Source organism: Stenotrophomonas sp. 99219_Sma (assembly GCF_056480785.1).
The window spans coordinates 2,413,662-2,430,041 of the sequence record NZ_CM151117.1 but is presented as its reverse complement, the minus strand read 5'-3'; the positions used below and the strand labels follow the sequence as shown (position 1 = coordinate 2,430,041).

Annotated in this window: 10 protein-coding genes; 4 read left to right on the top strand and 6 right to left on the bottom strand. The window is 66.1% G+C overall.

What is annotated here, in order from left to right:
* Positions 1-13: 13 nt before the first annotated feature.
* From ACZK13_RS11160 to ACZK13_RS11145, 4 genes are read right to left on the bottom strand one after another with little or no spacing between them, the layout of a single operon-like run.
* On the bottom strand, positions 14-766 hold the full coding sequence (locus ACZK13_RS11160; protein ID WP_293793350.1) for an SDR family NAD(P)-dependent oxidoreductase: 753 nt from the start codon (positions 764-766) through the stop codon (positions 14-16).
* A 60-nt stretch (positions 767-826) separates the two neighbouring features.
* Positions 827-2,131: an MFS transporter gene (locus ACZK13_RS11155; protein WP_180837173.1), complete on the bottom strand. Its 1,305-nt coding sequence runs from the start codon at positions 2,129-2,131 to the stop codon at positions 827-829.
* A complete protein-coding gene (locus ACZK13_RS11150) occupies positions 2,128-4,356 on the bottom strand; it encodes an oligoalginate lyase (RefSeq protein WP_253143188.1) in 2,229 nt (742 codons plus the stop codon). Before ACZK13_RS11150 ends, ACZK13_RS11155 begins: the two co-directional genes overlap by 4 nt.
* A complete protein-coding gene (locus tag ACZK13_RS11145; RefSeq protein ID WP_180837169.1) occupies positions 4,353-5,792 on the bottom strand; it encodes a polysaccharide lyase 6 family protein in 1,440 nt (479 codons plus the stop codon). The genes ACZK13_RS11150 and ACZK13_RS11145 overlap by 4 nt, the downstream gene beginning before the upstream one ends.
* A 241-nt stretch (positions 5,793-6,033) precedes the next feature.
* On the opposite strand from ACZK13_RS11145, the gene ACZK13_RS11140 reads away from it, so the two are divergent.
* The 3 genes from ACZK13_RS11140 to ACZK13_RS11130 all read left to right on the top strand — a co-directional run bounded on the left by ACZK13_RS11140 (position 6,034) and on the right by ACZK13_RS11130 (position 10,441).
* A complete protein-coding gene (locus tag ACZK13_RS11140) occupies positions 6,034-8,925 on the top strand; it encodes a TonB-dependent receptor (RefSeq protein WP_478481645.1) in 2,892 nt (963 codons plus the stop codon).
* A gap of 102 nt (positions 8,926-9,027) precedes the next feature.
* Entirely contained in the window at positions 9,028-9,771 is a 744-nt protein-coding gene (locus tag ACZK13_RS11135) for a FadR/GntR family transcriptional regulator (protein ID WP_032127248.1), read from the top strand.
* Between the two features lie 178 nt (positions 9,772-9,949).
* Positions 9,950-10,441: a hypothetical protein gene (locus ACZK13_RS11130; RefSeq protein ID WP_180837165.1), complete on the top strand. Its 492-nt coding sequence runs from the start codon at positions 9,950-9,952 to the stop codon at positions 10,439-10,441.
* 127 nt (positions 10,442-10,568) lie between these two features.
* Here the strand turns inward: ACZK13_RS11130 and ACZK13_RS11125 are convergent, their stop codons facing one another.
* On the bottom strand, positions 10,569-12,215 hold the full coding sequence (locus ACZK13_RS11125; protein ID WP_180837163.1) for a fatty acid--CoA ligase: 1,647 nt from the start codon (positions 12,213-12,215) through the stop codon (positions 10,569-10,571).
* 129 nt (positions 12,216-12,344) lie between these two features.
* Here ACZK13_RS11125 and ACZK13_RS11120 point away from each other — a divergent pair, with 129 nt between their 5' ends.
* Positions 12,345-13,019, top strand: coding sequence for a response regulator transcription factor (locus ACZK13_RS11120; RefSeq protein WP_180837161.1), 675 nt, complete (start codon positions 12,345-12,347; stop codon positions 13,017-13,019).
* A gap of 4 nt (positions 13,020-13,023) precedes the next feature.
* Here the strand turns inward: ACZK13_RS11120 and ACZK13_RS11115 are convergent, their stop codons facing one another.
* Positions 13,024-16,353: a hybrid sensor histidine kinase/response regulator gene (locus tag ACZK13_RS11115; RefSeq protein ID WP_180837158.1), complete on the bottom strand. Its 3,330-nt coding sequence runs from the start codon at positions 16,351-16,353 to the stop codon at positions 13,024-13,026.
* Between the last annotated feature and the right edge of the window lie 27 nt (positions 16,354-16,380).

Below are 16,380 nucleotides of genomic sequence, written 5' to 3'. Positions count from 1 at the left end.
GTCCGGTCAGGTGTCAGGAGAAGTAGGTGCCGCCGTTGACGTCCAGATTCGTGCCGGTGATGAACGCCGCCGCATCCGAGGCCAGGAATACAGCAGCGTCGGCGGCTTCGTCCGGTGCCCCTTGGCGGCGCAGCGGGGTAGCGCCGGCAACCGCCGTGCGCACTTCCGGCTTGGTGAACTCATCATGGAAGCGGGTGGCGATCATGCCGCAGCACAGTGCATTCACGCGGATGCCCTTCGGCCCCAGCTCCTTGGCCATGGCACGGGTGAAGGTCATTACTGCCGCCTTGGCGGTGGCGTAGATCGATGCGCCCGGGCCGCCGCCATCACGACCTGCCTGGGAGGCGAAGTTGACGATGGCTGCGCCGTCGCGCATGTGTGGCACCACCGCGTGCGTGGTCAGGTAGGTCGAGGTCAGATTCAGGTCCATCACGGCGTGGAAGAACGCCGGGTCGATGTCAGCCAGCGGCCGTCGCTGCACCATGCCACCGGCCACGTTCACCAGCAGGTCGATACGCTCGCCGAACGCGGCCTGTACCGCAGCGACCAGGCCGGCCACGGCGGCGGCATCGGTGACGTCGGCGCGATGCACGATGGCCTGGCCACCGGCCGCCTGGATCTTTGCCAGCGTTTCCTGGGCACTGGCTTCATCATGGGCGTAGTTGATGCAGACGCGTGCACCGGCGGCAGCCAGTTTGATCGAAACGGCGCGGCCGATATCGCGGCCACCACCGGTGACAATGGCCACCTTGTCCTGGAACGACATGCGGAAAACTCCTTGGTTTGCGGGGGAATGGAAGTACTTGGAAAAGAAGGAGACCCAGGCTCAGCCGCCGCGACGGTCGAGCTTCTGGATAGGTCCGGTCCACCACCACAGCGCAGCCAGCGACAGCGGCACCAGCGCGGCAACGAGGATGAAGATCGGGGCGTAGGAGTGGCGGGTCAGCACCGGCACCAGCCAGGTGGTGATCAAGGTGCCGGCGACCGCCGCCAGGCCACCCAGGCCTGCCAGCGTGCCCACCGAACGGCCGTCGAACAGGTCGCCGGGCAGGGTCTGGATGTTGCCGATGGCTACCTGGAAGCCGAACAGCACCGCAGCGATTGCCAGCACTGCCAGCAGCGGCTGGTTGGCCAGCACAGCACCCAGCAGTGCAGGCGCCATGATCACGCACCCCAGGGTGATGGCCAGCTTGCGGGCGCGGTCCACGCTGTGTCCGGCGCGGATCATGCGACCCGACAGCCAGCCGCCACTGAGGCTGCCCAGCATCGCGCCGACGAAGGGTACCCAGGCGAACAGGCCGATCTGCTTGATGTCGAAGCCGAAGGTTTCAGCGAGATAGATCGGCAGCCAGGACACGAACAGCCACCAGATGGGATCCAGCAGGAAGCGGCAGGCGAGCATGCCCCAGCTCTGGCGATGGGCCAGCAGCTCGCGCACGCTGGCTTTGGGCGCCGCCTCTGTCTGTTGCCCGGCCTGGTCTTGCTGGATCAGCCGGCGCTCGGCATCGCTCACCCACGGATGCTTGTCCGGCCCGGCGCGGTAGACAAACAGCCACGGCAGCAGCCACAGGAAGCCGATCGCACCGACCAGCACGAAGGTGCCGCGCCAGCCCAGCCACAGATAGAGGCCGGCGATGGCGGGTGCGGAGACGATCGCGCCGATCGACGCACCCGCGTTGAACACGCCCTGCGCCAACGCGCGTTCGCGCGCAGGGAACCACTCGGCATTGGCTTTGACCGCGCCGGGCCACGCACCCGCTTCGCTGATGCCGAGCATCGCCCTTACCAGGCTGAAGGAAAGCATCGAATGGGTGATCGAGTGCAGCGCGATCGAGATCGACCACACGCTGATCGACAGGGCGAACCCCAGGCGCGTGCCGATCATGTCGAACAGGCGCCCGAACAGGAACTGGCCGGCGGCGTAGAACAGCATGAACACCGTTACCAGCAGGGCATAGTCGTCCTTGGTCGCGCCTACTTCCCTGGCGATTTCCGGCCACATCACCGCCAGTGCATTGCGGTCGATGTAGTTGATGACCGTAGCGACGGCGATCAGGCCCACGATCAACCAGCGCACTGCTGAACGCACCGGCAACTTGCGCAGGTTGGCCACCACGGCAGGGCCGTTCATTTTCCGTCACCCTTGCTGCGGTCCATGCGTGCATGGCTGCCGCTCCAGCGGTAGGCATGGCCGTCCACGGTCACGCTGTGCTCGCCCTTGGCGCTGCTGTCGTCGGCCACGCCGAGGGCGATGCGTGCACCGCTGGCCAGGCGCAGTTCGATCACCGCTGCATCGCTGCCCCGGCTGCGCACGATGTCCTTGATGCGGCTGTCCGCGCCGTGCACGTACTCGGCGGTGCCGTTGTACTCGCCATGCGGCTCCAGCACACTGAAGAAGGTCACGTCCTTCTGGCCTTCCACGCGCTGCAGCAGGGCCGGTTCACGGCGCAGGTTGAACTCGGGATCGTTGGCACCACTTTCCACCAGCAGCGCCTGTGCCGGCGCACTGCTGCCGAAGCGGTAGGTGTAGAAGCGCCCATCCAGCAGCCACGCCAGGGAACGCGATTCGCTGCCGGGCGTGCTGCGTGCATCCAGCCACAGGTGCTGGTAGCCGTTGTCCTTGCCCAGCACCGGGCGCTGGGTGGGGAAGTGTTCTGCCTCGAAGCCGGTGGTGACGATGTGGCCGTTGAAGTGCAGCGGCAGGTCGTAGCGCGCGGCCTTGTCGCCGTGCACCTGCAGCAGGTCCAGCACCACCGGCAGGCCCAGGTCGGGGTGGCGCAGCAGCGCCTGGGTGCGGGTGAACACCACGCCGGGGTAGGCATCGCGCATGGTCGCCGAGGCAACCTGGGTATCGGCATCGGCCTGGAAGAAGCGCACCTGCGGGGCATGCTCCTCGCCGCGCTTCCAGTCGCCCTTGAAGTGGCTCTGTTCGTCCACCACCAGGGTGTTGTGGGCCACGGTCTGTTTGGCCCAGCTGCGGTTCTCGGCCAGGTAGATGCCACCCCGCTTGGCTTCCACGTTGAGGAAGCGGGCAGCGCCGTAGTCGGTCACCACCGGATTGCCGTTGTCGTAGAACAGCCAGTTGAGTTTGTCGAAGTGGCCATGGCCCATGCCCTGCATCGTGTCCTTCTGCACCAGCGCCTGGCCGCGTTCGCCGTTCATGCGCAGGATCGCCAGGCCACCGCGGTCGCCGTCCGGGCCATCGCGCAGCAGCATCGGACGGTAATCGAAGGGCTTGGCCTTGTTGGCGGCCAGTGCTTGCGCCACCTGTAGTCCCTCGGGGGACAACAGCAGGCGTTTCTGCTGCTGGGCCACCGACAACAGGCGGTCGTCACCGGTGCGCGCATAGGCAATGCCGATACCGGCCACCAGTTCCTCGGTATCGATGCCCTTGTCCAGGATGGCATCGTTGATCGGGAAGAACAGGCCGTCATAGCTGGACTGCACCAGCACATCCACCGCCTTCAGCAGCACGCCGTCGCGGCGCGCGAAGATCCTGCGCTGCGGCTCGTTGCGTTCGATGGCGTTGGCGAACAGCAGGAACGGTGCCAGTGCGTAGCGCTGGTAGTACGGGCCTTCCTCGTAATAGCCATCGGGCGAGAACAGCAGGTCGATCTGGCGAAGGAAGCCGAACTGATCGTTCTTCTGGCTGCCGCGCAACGATTTCTCCACCAGCTCAGGGTCGCGCAGCACGTAGCCGGTCATGCCAGTGGCGGCCACCGCCCAGGTGGCGTGGTTGTGGATCTGGTCGTAGTTCTTCGGCTCGCTGACGAGGAACTCAGCCATCGGCCGGAACACCTTCGATTCGATGGTGTCGCGGTCCTCGGCGGACAGCGCGTCGCGGATCGCGTCGTAGCCCTGGATGGCGTTGACCAGCCACACCGAATCGTTGAGCACCTGCCAGAACACGCGGCCTGGAATCTGTCCGCGGCCTTCGGGGTGCGGGCCCAGGGTGGGGTAGAGCCTGGCGTACTGCAGCAGCATGTCGCGCGCGTAGTCGACATAGACCTTGTCGCCGGTCAGCCGGTACAGGGTGCCGGCCGCCATCAGGGCCTGGTAGTTGCGCTTGTGCTGTTCATGGGTGCGGCCGCCGCCCTTGTCCTTCGGTACCGGCACGTCGATGCCGGCCTTCATCATCTTCTTCAGCGATTTTTCCGTGCGCGCCTGTTCCTTGGCGAACCACGGGTAGCGGCCGCCTTCGCTGGCCATCCGCTGCCACTGCGCTGCGGTCACCAGCACCGGCGCGGTGTCGGCCTGCCTCGCTGCGGCAGCGGGGGCTGCGAACAGCGGCGCGGCCGGCAGCAGGGCAAAGGGGGTGGCCAGGGCCAGGGAGACGAACAGCGGCTGCAACCTCATCGATCAACTCCATTGCGGGTGCGTGACAGGGCAACTTCGCCCACCTTGGGATACCAGTCGACGCCGGTCGCCTCGCGCGCGGTCATCGCCAGGGCAGGATCGGCGCCCACGGCGGGCAGGGCGGGCGCTGCCACCCACAATCCGCTGGCAGCCTGCTGCAGGCTGACGCCACGCCCCTCTACGCCGCCCGGGAATACGGTGCTGGCTGCCGGTGACTGCACGTTGCCACTGAAGTCGATGCCGGCCAGCGAACTGGCGGCATTCGGCGGGTTCCTGCTGGTGCGGTTGACGATCAGGTTGGCGCTGAAGCGGCTGTTGCTGGCGGCGACCACGATGCCCTTGGCTTCATCATGGCCGACGCCGAAACTGATCTTCGCCACGTCCACGAAGGTATTGCGGTTGATCGTGGCATTCACCACCGGCGCATAGCCGGACAGCGGCGGATCGGCCTGCGCGTCCATCACCGCCAGCGCGGAACGGTTGCTGGAGCCGGCCAATCGTTCGAAGTAATTGTTGCTGACGGTCTGGTCGGCATTGATGATGCGCACGCCGCCGGTGCCGGCCTTGTCGTCGCCCAGGAACACGTTGTCGATCACCCGGTTGCCGTTGCCATGGCGTAGCGTGAGCGCGCCGGCCGAACGGTAGAACACGTTGCCGCGGTAGGTATTGCCGCCGGACTTGTTGCTGATGATCTCGGTCTCGCCGTCGCAGCCTTCGAACCAGTTGTTCTCCACCGTACTGTTGGAATCGCTCAACGAAGTGTCGCTGGTGCCGACGCGGAGGGTTTCGCCGCCGTTGACGCCCAGCGCCGGGCGCGGTCCGAACCAGTTGTGGTCGATGCGGTGCTGGTTGTCCAGGCCCTGGGTGGCATCGCGCACCACCACTACCGTGGGCCCGGCGTTGGTCTTGCCGCGCAGCTGGCTGTGATCCAACCGGTTGTTGCTGCCATACAGCGATACCCAGTAGTCCTGGTCGCTGGCATCGGGGTTGGTGTAGTCATCGATCACCAGGCCGGTCACCCGGCTGTGGCGGGCCACCGCCTTGCTGGATTCGCGGAACGCCACCACCGCATCACCCGGCGTATAGCCGTTGCGGAACACCAGGTTGGACACCTGCAGGTAGCTACCCGCCAGGCGCAGGTCCGAACGTCCGCTGAGGACGACCTTGCCGGCGGTCTGCGCGCGCAACACGATCGGCGCGGCTGCCGTGCCCTGGCCTTTCAGCAGCAATCGCGCGTCGGTCCAGGTGCCGTCAGCCAACACGATCTCATCGCCGGGCTGCAGCGCCGAGGCGGCGGTAGTGAACTCAGCGACATCGTGGACGAGCCAGCTGGCTGCACTTGCCGCTGAAGTGGTCAGGCACATTGCCAGACCAGTGGTCAGGCAAAACAGTGATGGATTGTTGAGCGGATGTCGAGCAAGCGGACGAATGCGCATGAAATCCTTCCAGAGACGGCCGGGCCGTCGTTTCAGGGTGGGTCTGCATACCACTTCCGGGTCCGTTGTAAGCCAGCTTTCGCGCAAAGTCATGCTGCATGAGCACATTAAATTGCATTCAACTGGTATGGATGAAAGGCATTTGAACATTCGCATACCAATTGGTTGACATTTTCATGTCGCCGTGCCGAAGCTGCGTCCCACGCCTGGCATGCAGGCGATCCTTTGGGAGGAGGAAACCATGCGGCGACCCGCCGGAGCAGTGCACAGCATCTCGTTGTCCCCCACACCCCTGATCGTGGCGCTGCTTGCCGTGCTGGCGGGCATGCCCGCGGCCCAGGCGCAGTCCAGCAAGGACGCGTCAGGGCAGGATCCCACCACGCTGGACCAGGTGCAGGTCACCGGCATCCGCGAATCAATGCAGAGTTCGATCAACAAGAAGCGCGACGACACGGTCATCGCCGACGTGCTCTCGGCCGATGACATCGGCGACCTGCCGGCACCGTCGCTGGCCGATGCGATCGAGACCTTGACCGGCGCCGCCTCGACCCGCGACAAGACCGGCGCCTCGGAGATCTCGATCCGGGGCCTGGGCGCCTTCCTCAGCAGCACCAACTTCAATGGCCGCGAGATCACCAACGGCAGCGGCGACCGCTCGGTGAACTTCAACATGTTCCCGGCCGAGCTGATCAACACGGTGGCCATCTACAAGACCCAGCGCGCCGACATCATCGAAGGCGGCGTGGCCGGCACCATCGGCCTGGAAACAGTGCGCCCACTGGAGTACGGCAAGCGTGCAGTGCAGCTGGACCTGCGCGGCAGCTGGGCGGAGTACGACAGCAAGTACCGTGACAAGGACGGCATCGGCTATCGCGGCACCGCCAGCTACATCGATCAGTTCGAGTTCGGCAACGGGCAGAAGCTGGGCATCTCGCTGGGCTTCCAGCGCCTGGACGGCACCGATCCGGAAGAGAGCATTACCAGCGGTTCCACCTGGTATGCCTGCGATGGCACGCAGAACGTGGGCAATGCCAACTGCAACGAAGTGTCCGCGCAGGCCATCGCCAACGGCGCGCCGTACTACCTGGTGCCGAGCAGCCGCATCTACCGGCTCAAGCAGGAGCGCAACGACCGGCAGAGCGAGTTCGCCGCGCTGCAGTGGCGGCCAAATGATGTGGTTGAAGTGAACCTCGACTTCGAGCACACCGAGCGCAACTGGTATGAGAACCGCAGCGATCTGAGCCTGTCCAACGCACGACGCGGCATCACCCAGCGCGAGGTTGACGAAGACGGTATCGTGCGCCACCTGCACGGCAGCACCTCGATTGATTCCACCTCCAACCGCTACTGGCGTGGCGAGGAATACACCGGGGGTGGCCTGAACCTGATCCTGCGCCCGACCCCGGCCTGGGAGCTGTCTACCGATCTTTCCTACTCGCACACCAATCGCCTCGACAGCGAGCGCATGACCCGCCTGCGCGCCAACCAGCGCGACGTCAACAATGCCGTCGTGCCCGGTATCAGCAGTGGTGCCACCGGCTACGTGGACTATGACTGGGACTGGCACGGCGAAGTGCCCAGTGTTGCCCTGGCGCCGAACTTCGACCCCAACAACTGGGACGCCTACACCGGCGCGGCGCGGGTGACCTCCAGCGCCACCGAGAATGACCACAGGATCAAGGCCGGCCGCTTCGATGCCAGCTTCATGCCGGAGTCCGGTTTCTTCACCCGCATCAAGGGCGGCGTGCGCGCCAGCCAGGCCGACTACCGCCTGCGCGACAACACCCTGGTAACCGACTACGACCAGCGCGTGGCGGCCGACAAAGCGAAGATCATCGCCGCCAACCAGGCCTGCCGTGCACCCTTCCCGCAGGATGACTTCATGGATGCCGCCAGCGGAAACACGATCTCCTCGTGGGCGTACTTCGATCCGAACTGCCTGTACCAGTCGTTCCGCGGCAGCCTCGACAGCGGGCTGGATCCGGGTTTCCAGGATCCGAACAATGTCGATATCACCGAGAAGACACGCGCGCTCTATCTGATGGGTGAGTTCAGCAGCACCCTGTTCGGCTTGCCGGTGACCGGCAACCTCGGCCTGCGCTGGGTCAAGACCGATGTTCGTTCTGAAGGCGTGCGAACCGGGCTGCGCATCGAGGACAACGGTGACGGGACGATCCGCCTGCAACCCACCGGCGAGTACAGCACGCAGGTGTTCAAGGCGGGCAACGACAAGCTGCTGCCCAGCCTCAACGCGGCCTTCGAGCTGCGCCCGGACGTGTTGCTGCGGGTCGGTGCATATCGCGCGATGTCACGGCCGGACATTGCCGCGCTGGGTGCCGGGCGCACCATCAACGTGAGCAGTGATGCCACCTACGGCAACCTGGCCGACGCGCTGGATGACATCAGCGCCAGCGGCAACCCCGCCGCGCAGCCGCTGATGTCCTGGAACGGCGACCTTTCCCTGGAGTGGTACCCGAACCCGGACACGATGCTGGCCGGCGCGGCGTACTGGAAGCAGTTCAACGGCGGCACCGCCACTGCGCTGGTGCCGGAGACCTACACCATCGACGGCCAGAGCGTGACCGTGCCGGTGCGGCAGCAGGTAACCACCGACGAGGACAGCACGCTGACCGGCTTCGAGCTGACCGCTACCCATCGACTGTCGTACCTGCCCAAGCCGTTCGACGGGCTGGGTTTCAAGCTGAGCTACAACTACGCCGATGCCGACTACCGGACCCAGGACTCGCGACTGGGTGAGCAGCTGGCCAGCGATGGCACGATCATTCCGGCCATCGTGCCACCGGCTGGCCTGAGTGGTTTCTCGCGGCACGTGCTGTCCGGCTCGATCTACTGGGACGTCGGGCGCTTCAACATCCAGGCCATCGGCAAGTTCCGCTCGCACTACTACCAGGACTTCACCGGCAACACCGCGCAGCAGAACCGCTACTACGATGACAACACCAGCGTGGACCTGCGCCTGCGCTACCGGGTGAACAAGCAGTTGTCGCTGTCGCTGGAGCTGATGAACCTGACCAACGAGCCGCGCGTGGCCTACCAGCCGCTTTATGGGAACTTCCGCGAAGTGGTGACCTACGGGCGGCGTGCGTATTTCGGTGTACGATACAAGTTCTGAACAGGGCGGCGCGGCCAGTGGTCGCGCCGTCGCTCCAACCGGACCCTTGCCGGCCGCGGTGGCAGGGCAGGGACCCGGAAGGAATCGCCAAGGGTCAGCCGCATGTCCGCCAACCGCCTTTACCAGACCATCGCTGCCAAGCTCCGCAAGCTGATCGAGGATGGCGAATTTCCGCCGGGCTCGCGGCTGCCGGGCGAGCGTGAGCTGGCCGAACGGTTCGGTGTCAGCCGGGTCACCATCCGCGAAGCCGAGATCGCACTGGAAGCGCAGGGCTGGATCGCCATCCGCATCGGCTCGGGCGTGCATGTGAAACCGCGCCCGACGCAGGCGTCCGGCGGTCTGCCGGATGTCAGCGCCTTCGACCTCACCGCCGCCCGCGCGGTATTCGAGGCCGAGGCCGCCGCTCTGGCTGCCAGCAATCTGGATGATGCCGGCATTGCCGAGCTGCAGGCGTTGGCCGAAGCGCTGTGCCGTCGCGACCTGAGTGACGCGGAAGCCGGCGAGTACGACCGCCGCTTCCACCTGGCCATCGCACGGCTTTCCGGCAACCCGGTGGTGGAATTCTTCGTGCAGCAGATCTGGCGCATGCGCAGCGAACTGCCGCGGGTGACCGAGGTCTATGCCCGGGTCTGCCATGATGATGGCGCCAGCCGTGCGGACGAGCACATGGCGATCTTCGAAGCCCTGCGCGCGCGTGATCCAGTGGCCGCGCGCAATGCGATGCGCCATCACTTCCAGCGCCTGTTCGAAGCCATGCTGCAGGCGACCGAAAGCCAGGCGCTGGAGGAGATCCGCCGCCGTACGCAGCAGGACCGCGAACGGTTCATGGCAACGACGCGGATCTGAGCGCCGCGTTCAACACAATCGGCGCTGCGACCTTCAGCAGGACAGCTCGCGCTCGAAGCCTGATGGATATGAGAAATGGGCATGACTGCGCCGATGCCCAGCCTGTCCGCAATGCCTACACTGCCCGCGGGTCATAGACGGCCCGTTGAGAAAGCTGCATACACACAAGGAGCAGGGTATGAAGTTCTCGCTGTTGGGCGCGGCGCTGCCATTGGTGCTGGCACTGAGTGGAGTCCCCGGTGGGGGCGTCAATGCAGGACCGATCGCGGGCACCGCGACCGCCACTGTAGTTACGAAGGCCACGTACGCGCCGGATTCGCTGGAAGCCGGCTACATCGTCGATTGGATCAAACGGAATTCGCCCGCCTACGCGCCGGCGTTGCAGACGGGCGAACTGGCCATCTCGCACAGCTATCAGTCTGCTGGCAGCCTGAAGCCGGCCGGTGCGGCGGGCCCGCCTGTTCCATTGCCTGCACGTGGTGTGGAGGGAGAGGTCATCTCGATCTCCAATACCTTGCCGAGCGGTGCTTCCGAGTCGTGGACATACCGGTGGTCGAGTGGGGCGTGGAAGCTGATCAAGTACAGCTTTGACGCATGCCAGGGCCCCGCCAGCATCGGTGCGAAGGGATCCGGCACGGAGATCGCTGCGAAGGGACCCTGCATCGACTGAGGGTGACCGGTCCTGGCAGAACTGAACCAGGTCTGCTGCAGTACAGTGGTACCTCGGGAGATCATGGTTCCGGGGTGCCGCTCCATACCTCGCCGTGCGAACACTGACCTCGGCGATCGGGCGGAGATCACCCACGGCCCGAGCCAGTCGCTGGGTCATGCAACCCACGCAGCTTCTTCTTGTTGATCTTGCCCACGCTGGTCCGCTCGATCGATTCCACGAAACTGACCCGTTCCGGAATCGCATACCGTGAGATGTCCCCTGAGCGGCTTCGCGCAGCGACCAGTTCGATGATCTCCGCTTCGGTCACCTCACTGCCAGGCTGCCTGACCACCAGCGGCAACGGCCGCTCGCCCCATTTCGTGTCGGCGATGCCGATCACCGCGACTTCGCTGACCGCCGGATGCAGGGCGATGATGTCCTCCAGGGCGAGCGAGGAGATCCACTCACCGCCGGTCTTGATCACATCCTTGATACGGTCGGTCACCCTCAGGTAGCCGCATTCATCGATGTTGCCGATGTCCCCGGTATGCAGATAGCCTCCTGCCCACAGTGCTGCAGATGCATCCGGATCGTGCAGGTAGCCCTGGGTGAGCCAGGGTGCGCGCACGACGACCTCTCCGGTGGCGATGCCATCGTGGGCGACATCCTTCATGTCCGGGTCGACGATGCGCAGGTCCACCAGTGGTACCGGTATGCCGGCCTTGGTGCGCAGCGACAGCACCTCATCGGCATCGGTCACGCTGTCCACGTCGATCTGGGCGATGGTGAGCAGAGGGCAGGTCTCGGACATGCCATAGCCGCCGAAGATGTCGATGCCCCGCGCCAGCGCACGCTGCGCCAGCGCACGCGGCAGGGCGGCACCGCCGATGATCACCTTCCAGCCTTCCAGGTCGGTCTGCGCCGCGTCCGGATGCTCCAGCAGCATGTGCAGGATGGTTGGCACGCAGTGCGAGAAGGTCACCTTCTCACGGGCGATCAATGCCAGCAGCGTCGCAGGCAGGTAGCGCCCCGGATAGACCTGCCTGATGCCCATCGCCGTAGCCACGTAGGGCAGGCCCCACGCGTGCACATGGAACATCGGGGTGATGGGCATGTAGACATCGTCGCGATGCAGGCGGCCTTGACGGGGTGCACCGCCAAGCGCGGCCATCGCCGCCAGCGAATGCAACACCAGCTGCCGGTGGCTGAAATACACGCCCTTGGGCAGCCCGGTGGTTCCAGTGGTGTAGAACACCGTGGCACGGGCGTTCTCGTCGAAGTCCGGGAAGCGGACGATCGGCGTGGCATCGCGCAACCCCGCTTCGTACTCGGTGGCGAAGCCTGGCGGCAGCGGACCGCCTGCATCGTCCAGCAGGATGCGCGTGCGCAGGTCCGGCAGCTGCTCGTCGATGGCGTCCAGCAGCGGCAGGAACTCGCGGTTGGCCAGGATCACCCGCGCCCCGCCGTGGTTCAGCGTGTAGGCGATCTGCTCTGGGGCCAGGCGCACGTTCACCATCATCAGCACCGCACCGATCATCGGCACGGCGAAGTAGGCCTCCAGGTAGCGGTTGCTGTCCCAGTCCATCACCGCCACCGTGTCGCCGTGGCCGACTCCCAGCGAGGTCAACAGGCCGGCCAGCTGGCCGATGCGCGCCTGCAGGGTGCGGTAGTCGAATCGGACCTGGTCGCCGTAGACGATTTCCTGTTCAGGGCTCACCGCCAGCGGCATCAGCAGCAGCTGCTTGATCAGCAGTGGATAGGCATGGGCATCGGGAGTGGGAGCGGATGACATGGCATTTCCTCGTGGGCGGCGTTGCGGTCGCCGGCCTTCTCCGCACCACACTAGCAAGCCCTTCCTGCTGCACCAGCGTACCTAGGTACCTGTTCCCGCGCGCACCCGATTTGATAATCTCGCCAGGACATGCCCACCCTGCTCATCGCCGACGATCACCCTTTGTTCCGCGCGGCACTGCATCGCGCGGCGGAAGAGGCGGTCGCCGATCTGCAGATCAGCGAAGCTGATTCGCTGGACAGCGTGCTGGAGGTGATCGAGAACCAGTCGATCGATCTGATGCTGCTGGACCTGCACATGCCGGGCAACCACGGACTGGCCGGGCTGGCCACGATCCGTGCGTTGCAGCCGGGCCTGGCGATCATCATCGTCTCCGCTAACGAGGAGCCGCAGGTCATCCGGCGTGCCATCGACCTTGGCGCCGCGGGCTATCTGCCCAAGAGCTCGGGTTTGAACGAGCTGCAGTCCGCGCTGCAGTCCGTGCTGGTGGGCGAGCGCTGGATCCCGGCGCTGCTGCGCGAACCGGTGGCCCGGGTGGCGACGTTCAGCAGGGATGCCGACCTGGCCGCGCGCCTGGCCAGCCTGTCGGCACATCAGTACAAGGTACTGGGGCTGGTGGCCGAGGGCCTGCTCAACAAGCAGATTGCCGACCGGCTGGGCGTACAGCTGCGCACGGTCAAGGCACACATGACACGCATCATGGAGCGGCTGGGCGTGCGCAACCGCGCGCAGGCCATCCGCGTGCTGCACGAAATGGGATTGGCCGATCCGTCCCGGCAGATCGAAGAACTGCCTGAGCCCTGACCGGTCAGGGCGTGGTGCTGGCCGCCAGCAGGTGGTTGATCGCCCAGCGCAGCGCCAACGGTTTGAACGGCTTGTTGAGCAGGGACAGCCCAACGCCGCGCACCGCCTCGCGCGTATCGCTGCCGGCATCCGCACTGAGGATCACTGTCGGACGCGGCCCATGCATGCCTACCAGCCGCTTCCACAGCGCAACACCGGTATCGCCATCATCCAGGTGATAGTCGAACAGCCACAGCGCCGCCTCGTGCGCTGACGGTCCGATGTCATCGGCTTGGCCTGCCGCGACGACATCGCAACCCCAGGAAAGCAGCAGCTGCCGCATCGCCTCCAGTGCGTCCGGGTCGTTGTCGACCACCAGCACGCGGACTCCCTTGAGCGCGCTGCTGCCCGCCGCTGGCGGTGAGCTGCGCGGGGTCGCAGGGGGTGCTGCGCGTTGCACGCTGATCGAGAAGGCCGAGCCGTGCTCGGGCACGCTGCGCAGGTGCAGGGGTGCGTGCAGCAGGTCGGCGATGCGGTGCGCGATGGTCAAGCCCAGGCCCAGTCCCTGGCCGTTGCTGCGATCGACCCGGTGGAACTCCTCGAACACCACCGCCTGCTGCTCCGGAGCAATGCCGGGGCCGGTGTCATGCACACCGATCAGCAGTGCCTGTCCCTGGCGGCGCACACCGAGCAACACACCGCCATGGCGGGTGTAACGAATGGCATTGGCCAGGAAGTTCTGCAGCACACGGCGCAGCAGCAGCGGGTCACTGTGCACCCATGCCTGGGTCCGCACGTAACGGAACTGCAGGCCGCGCGCCGCCGCCAGTACCGCGAACTCCTGCGCGAGCGGATCCAGGACGGTCGACAGCGCGAAGGGGCGCGGATCGGCGACCAGTCCACCCGCCTCAAGCCGGGAGATATCCAGCAGCCCGGACAGCAGGTCGTCGGTGGAGTCCAGCGCACCACGGATCTGGCGCAGGAAACTGTCGAGGAACTCCGATTCGATGTGCTGCGACATCGCATCGGTCAGCAGCTGCGCCGCATGCAGTGGCTGGATCAGGTCGTGGCCGACCGCCGTCAGGAAGCGTGTCTTGGCAACGTTCGCGCGCTCGGCTTCGTGCACTGCCTGTTCCAGCCGTGCGGTGCGGTCCTGTACGCGGCGCTCCAGGGTTTCATTGCTGCGCTTGAGCGCTTCCTCGGCGCGGCGGAAGGCGGTGACGTCGGTGAAGGTGGCCACGTAGCCACCGCCGGGCATCGGATTGCCACGGATCTCGACGATGGTGTTGTCGGGGAAGATCCGTTCGGACAGATGCGGCGTGCCACGCCGCATGTGTGCGACGCGACGCTGCAAAGCCTTGTCGCGAGTGTCACCGGGGCCGTCACCGATCTTCAGCTCGGCCAGCGCCCACGCTGTCAGATTGACCACCGGCTGCCCGACCTGCAGCAACTCGGGCGGAAACTTGAACAACGCGGCGTAGCGGCTGTTCCAGGCCACCAGCTGCAGCTGCGCGTCGACCACGCTGATGCCCTGGCTCATGTTTTCCAACGCCGCTTCCAGCAGGCGCTGGTTGAAGCGCAGCGCCTGGGTGGCTTCGCCCACAGCACGGGTCACCGCATCCAAGGGCGCGGCACCGCCATCGCGAGCGGCCTCCACCAGCAGGCGCGCCATGCCCGCGCCGACCACGGCGCTCAGTTCGCGTTCGATGGTGATGACCCGGTCGTCGTCCAGCAGCTGCCCGGCATGCCCATCCATCAGTTGCCGGGCCCGCTCCTGGCCGAGGAAGCGTCCGGCCGTCCTGCGCAGCGAGGCTGCTGCCACCGCATCCCGTCGTCGCGGCAACGAGGGACGCACCGCGCGCGACACCAGCGCAACCGTCAGCAGGTTGACCGCCAGACTGGCGCCCATGCTGATGGCGATATGGCCCGACTGCAGGCGCAGCGAGACCACGGACAGCCAGTGCAGGTCATCGGGCCCCGAGGCGGGGGGCGAGGCAGGGATCACCATCGGCAGCAGCACCAGCCACAGCCAGGCCAACGACCCCAGCACGATGCCGGCGATGATGGCCGGAGAGGGCGTGCGCGGGCGATACACCGCCAGCAGGACCGCCGGCGCCAGCTGCGAGAGGGCGGTGAAGGACATCAGGCCGAAATCGCTGAGTGCCTCGGTGTCGCTCATCGCCCGGCTGTACAGCCACGACATCAGGAACACGGCGAGGATGCCGGCACGGCGGAAGGCCAGCACGCGTGGACGCAGGTCGGCCGCCGCGGCACCGCCGGCAATACCGTCCAGCAACCGTGAGCCGAAGCCATGGTTGCCGAGCATGATCGACAGGGTCAGCCCGGACAGGATCATCATGCCGGTGGCGGCGCTCAGGCTGCCCAGATAGGCCAGCAGCGCCAGCAGGTGGTGGCCACCGGCCTGCGGCAGCGCCAGCACGTACAGGTCAGGCGACACCGATGCGGGCAGCTGCGCGGCACCGGCCAGCGCCATCGGCACCGACGGCAACCCGATCAGCAGCAGGTAGACCGGGAACAACCAGCGTGCCGTCCTCAGGTCCGAGGTCTGGCGCAGTTCGACCACGCCGACATGGAACTGGTGCGGCAGGGTAAACGCGGAGATCGCCCCCAGCGCGACCATGGTCAGATAGTCCGGCATGATGGCCGGTGGCGGCAGCTGCGCCATCTTTTCCAGCAGCGGCGTGCCCGCCTGGCGCACCGACAGCGCCGCATAGAGGCCAATGGCGAGCAGCGCCACCAGCTTCAATACCGACTCCAGCCCCAGTGCGACCACGATGCCACGATTGGGCTCGGTGGCCGATGCCTTGCGTGCACCGAACAGCAGGGTGAACGCCGCCATCGTCAGGGCGAACCAGAACGACATGTCCAGCTGCGCGGCAGCAGGCGCGAAACGATCGCCCAGCAGCGCGCCCAGGCCCTGACTGACGGCTTTCAGCTGCAGGGCGATGTAGGGAATGATGCCGAACAGTGCCACCAGGGTGATGGTGAAGCCGAGGCCGCGATCGGCACGCAGTCGTGCGACGACCAGATCAGCGATGGTGGCACTGTTGTGCTGCTTGGCCAGCCGCCCCAGGCGGAGCAGGAACGGCAGGCCGAAGGCAAAGATCAACGCCATGCCGGCCAGGGTGGGTGGAATGGGGAAGCCCCATTGCAGTCCCTGCGAGGCCGCGCCGTAGTAGGTCCACGCGGTGCAGTGCACGGCCAGCGACAGCGCGTAGATGAGCGGCCATGCCTTCGAAAGCCGGTGCCCCCGGCGCTCACCCCACAGCGCCACGCCAAACAGCAGTGCGGTCCATGCAATGCAGGCGAAGAGGACGATGGAGGGCGTCAACATCGCTCCAGTGTAGGGAGAGAACCGGGC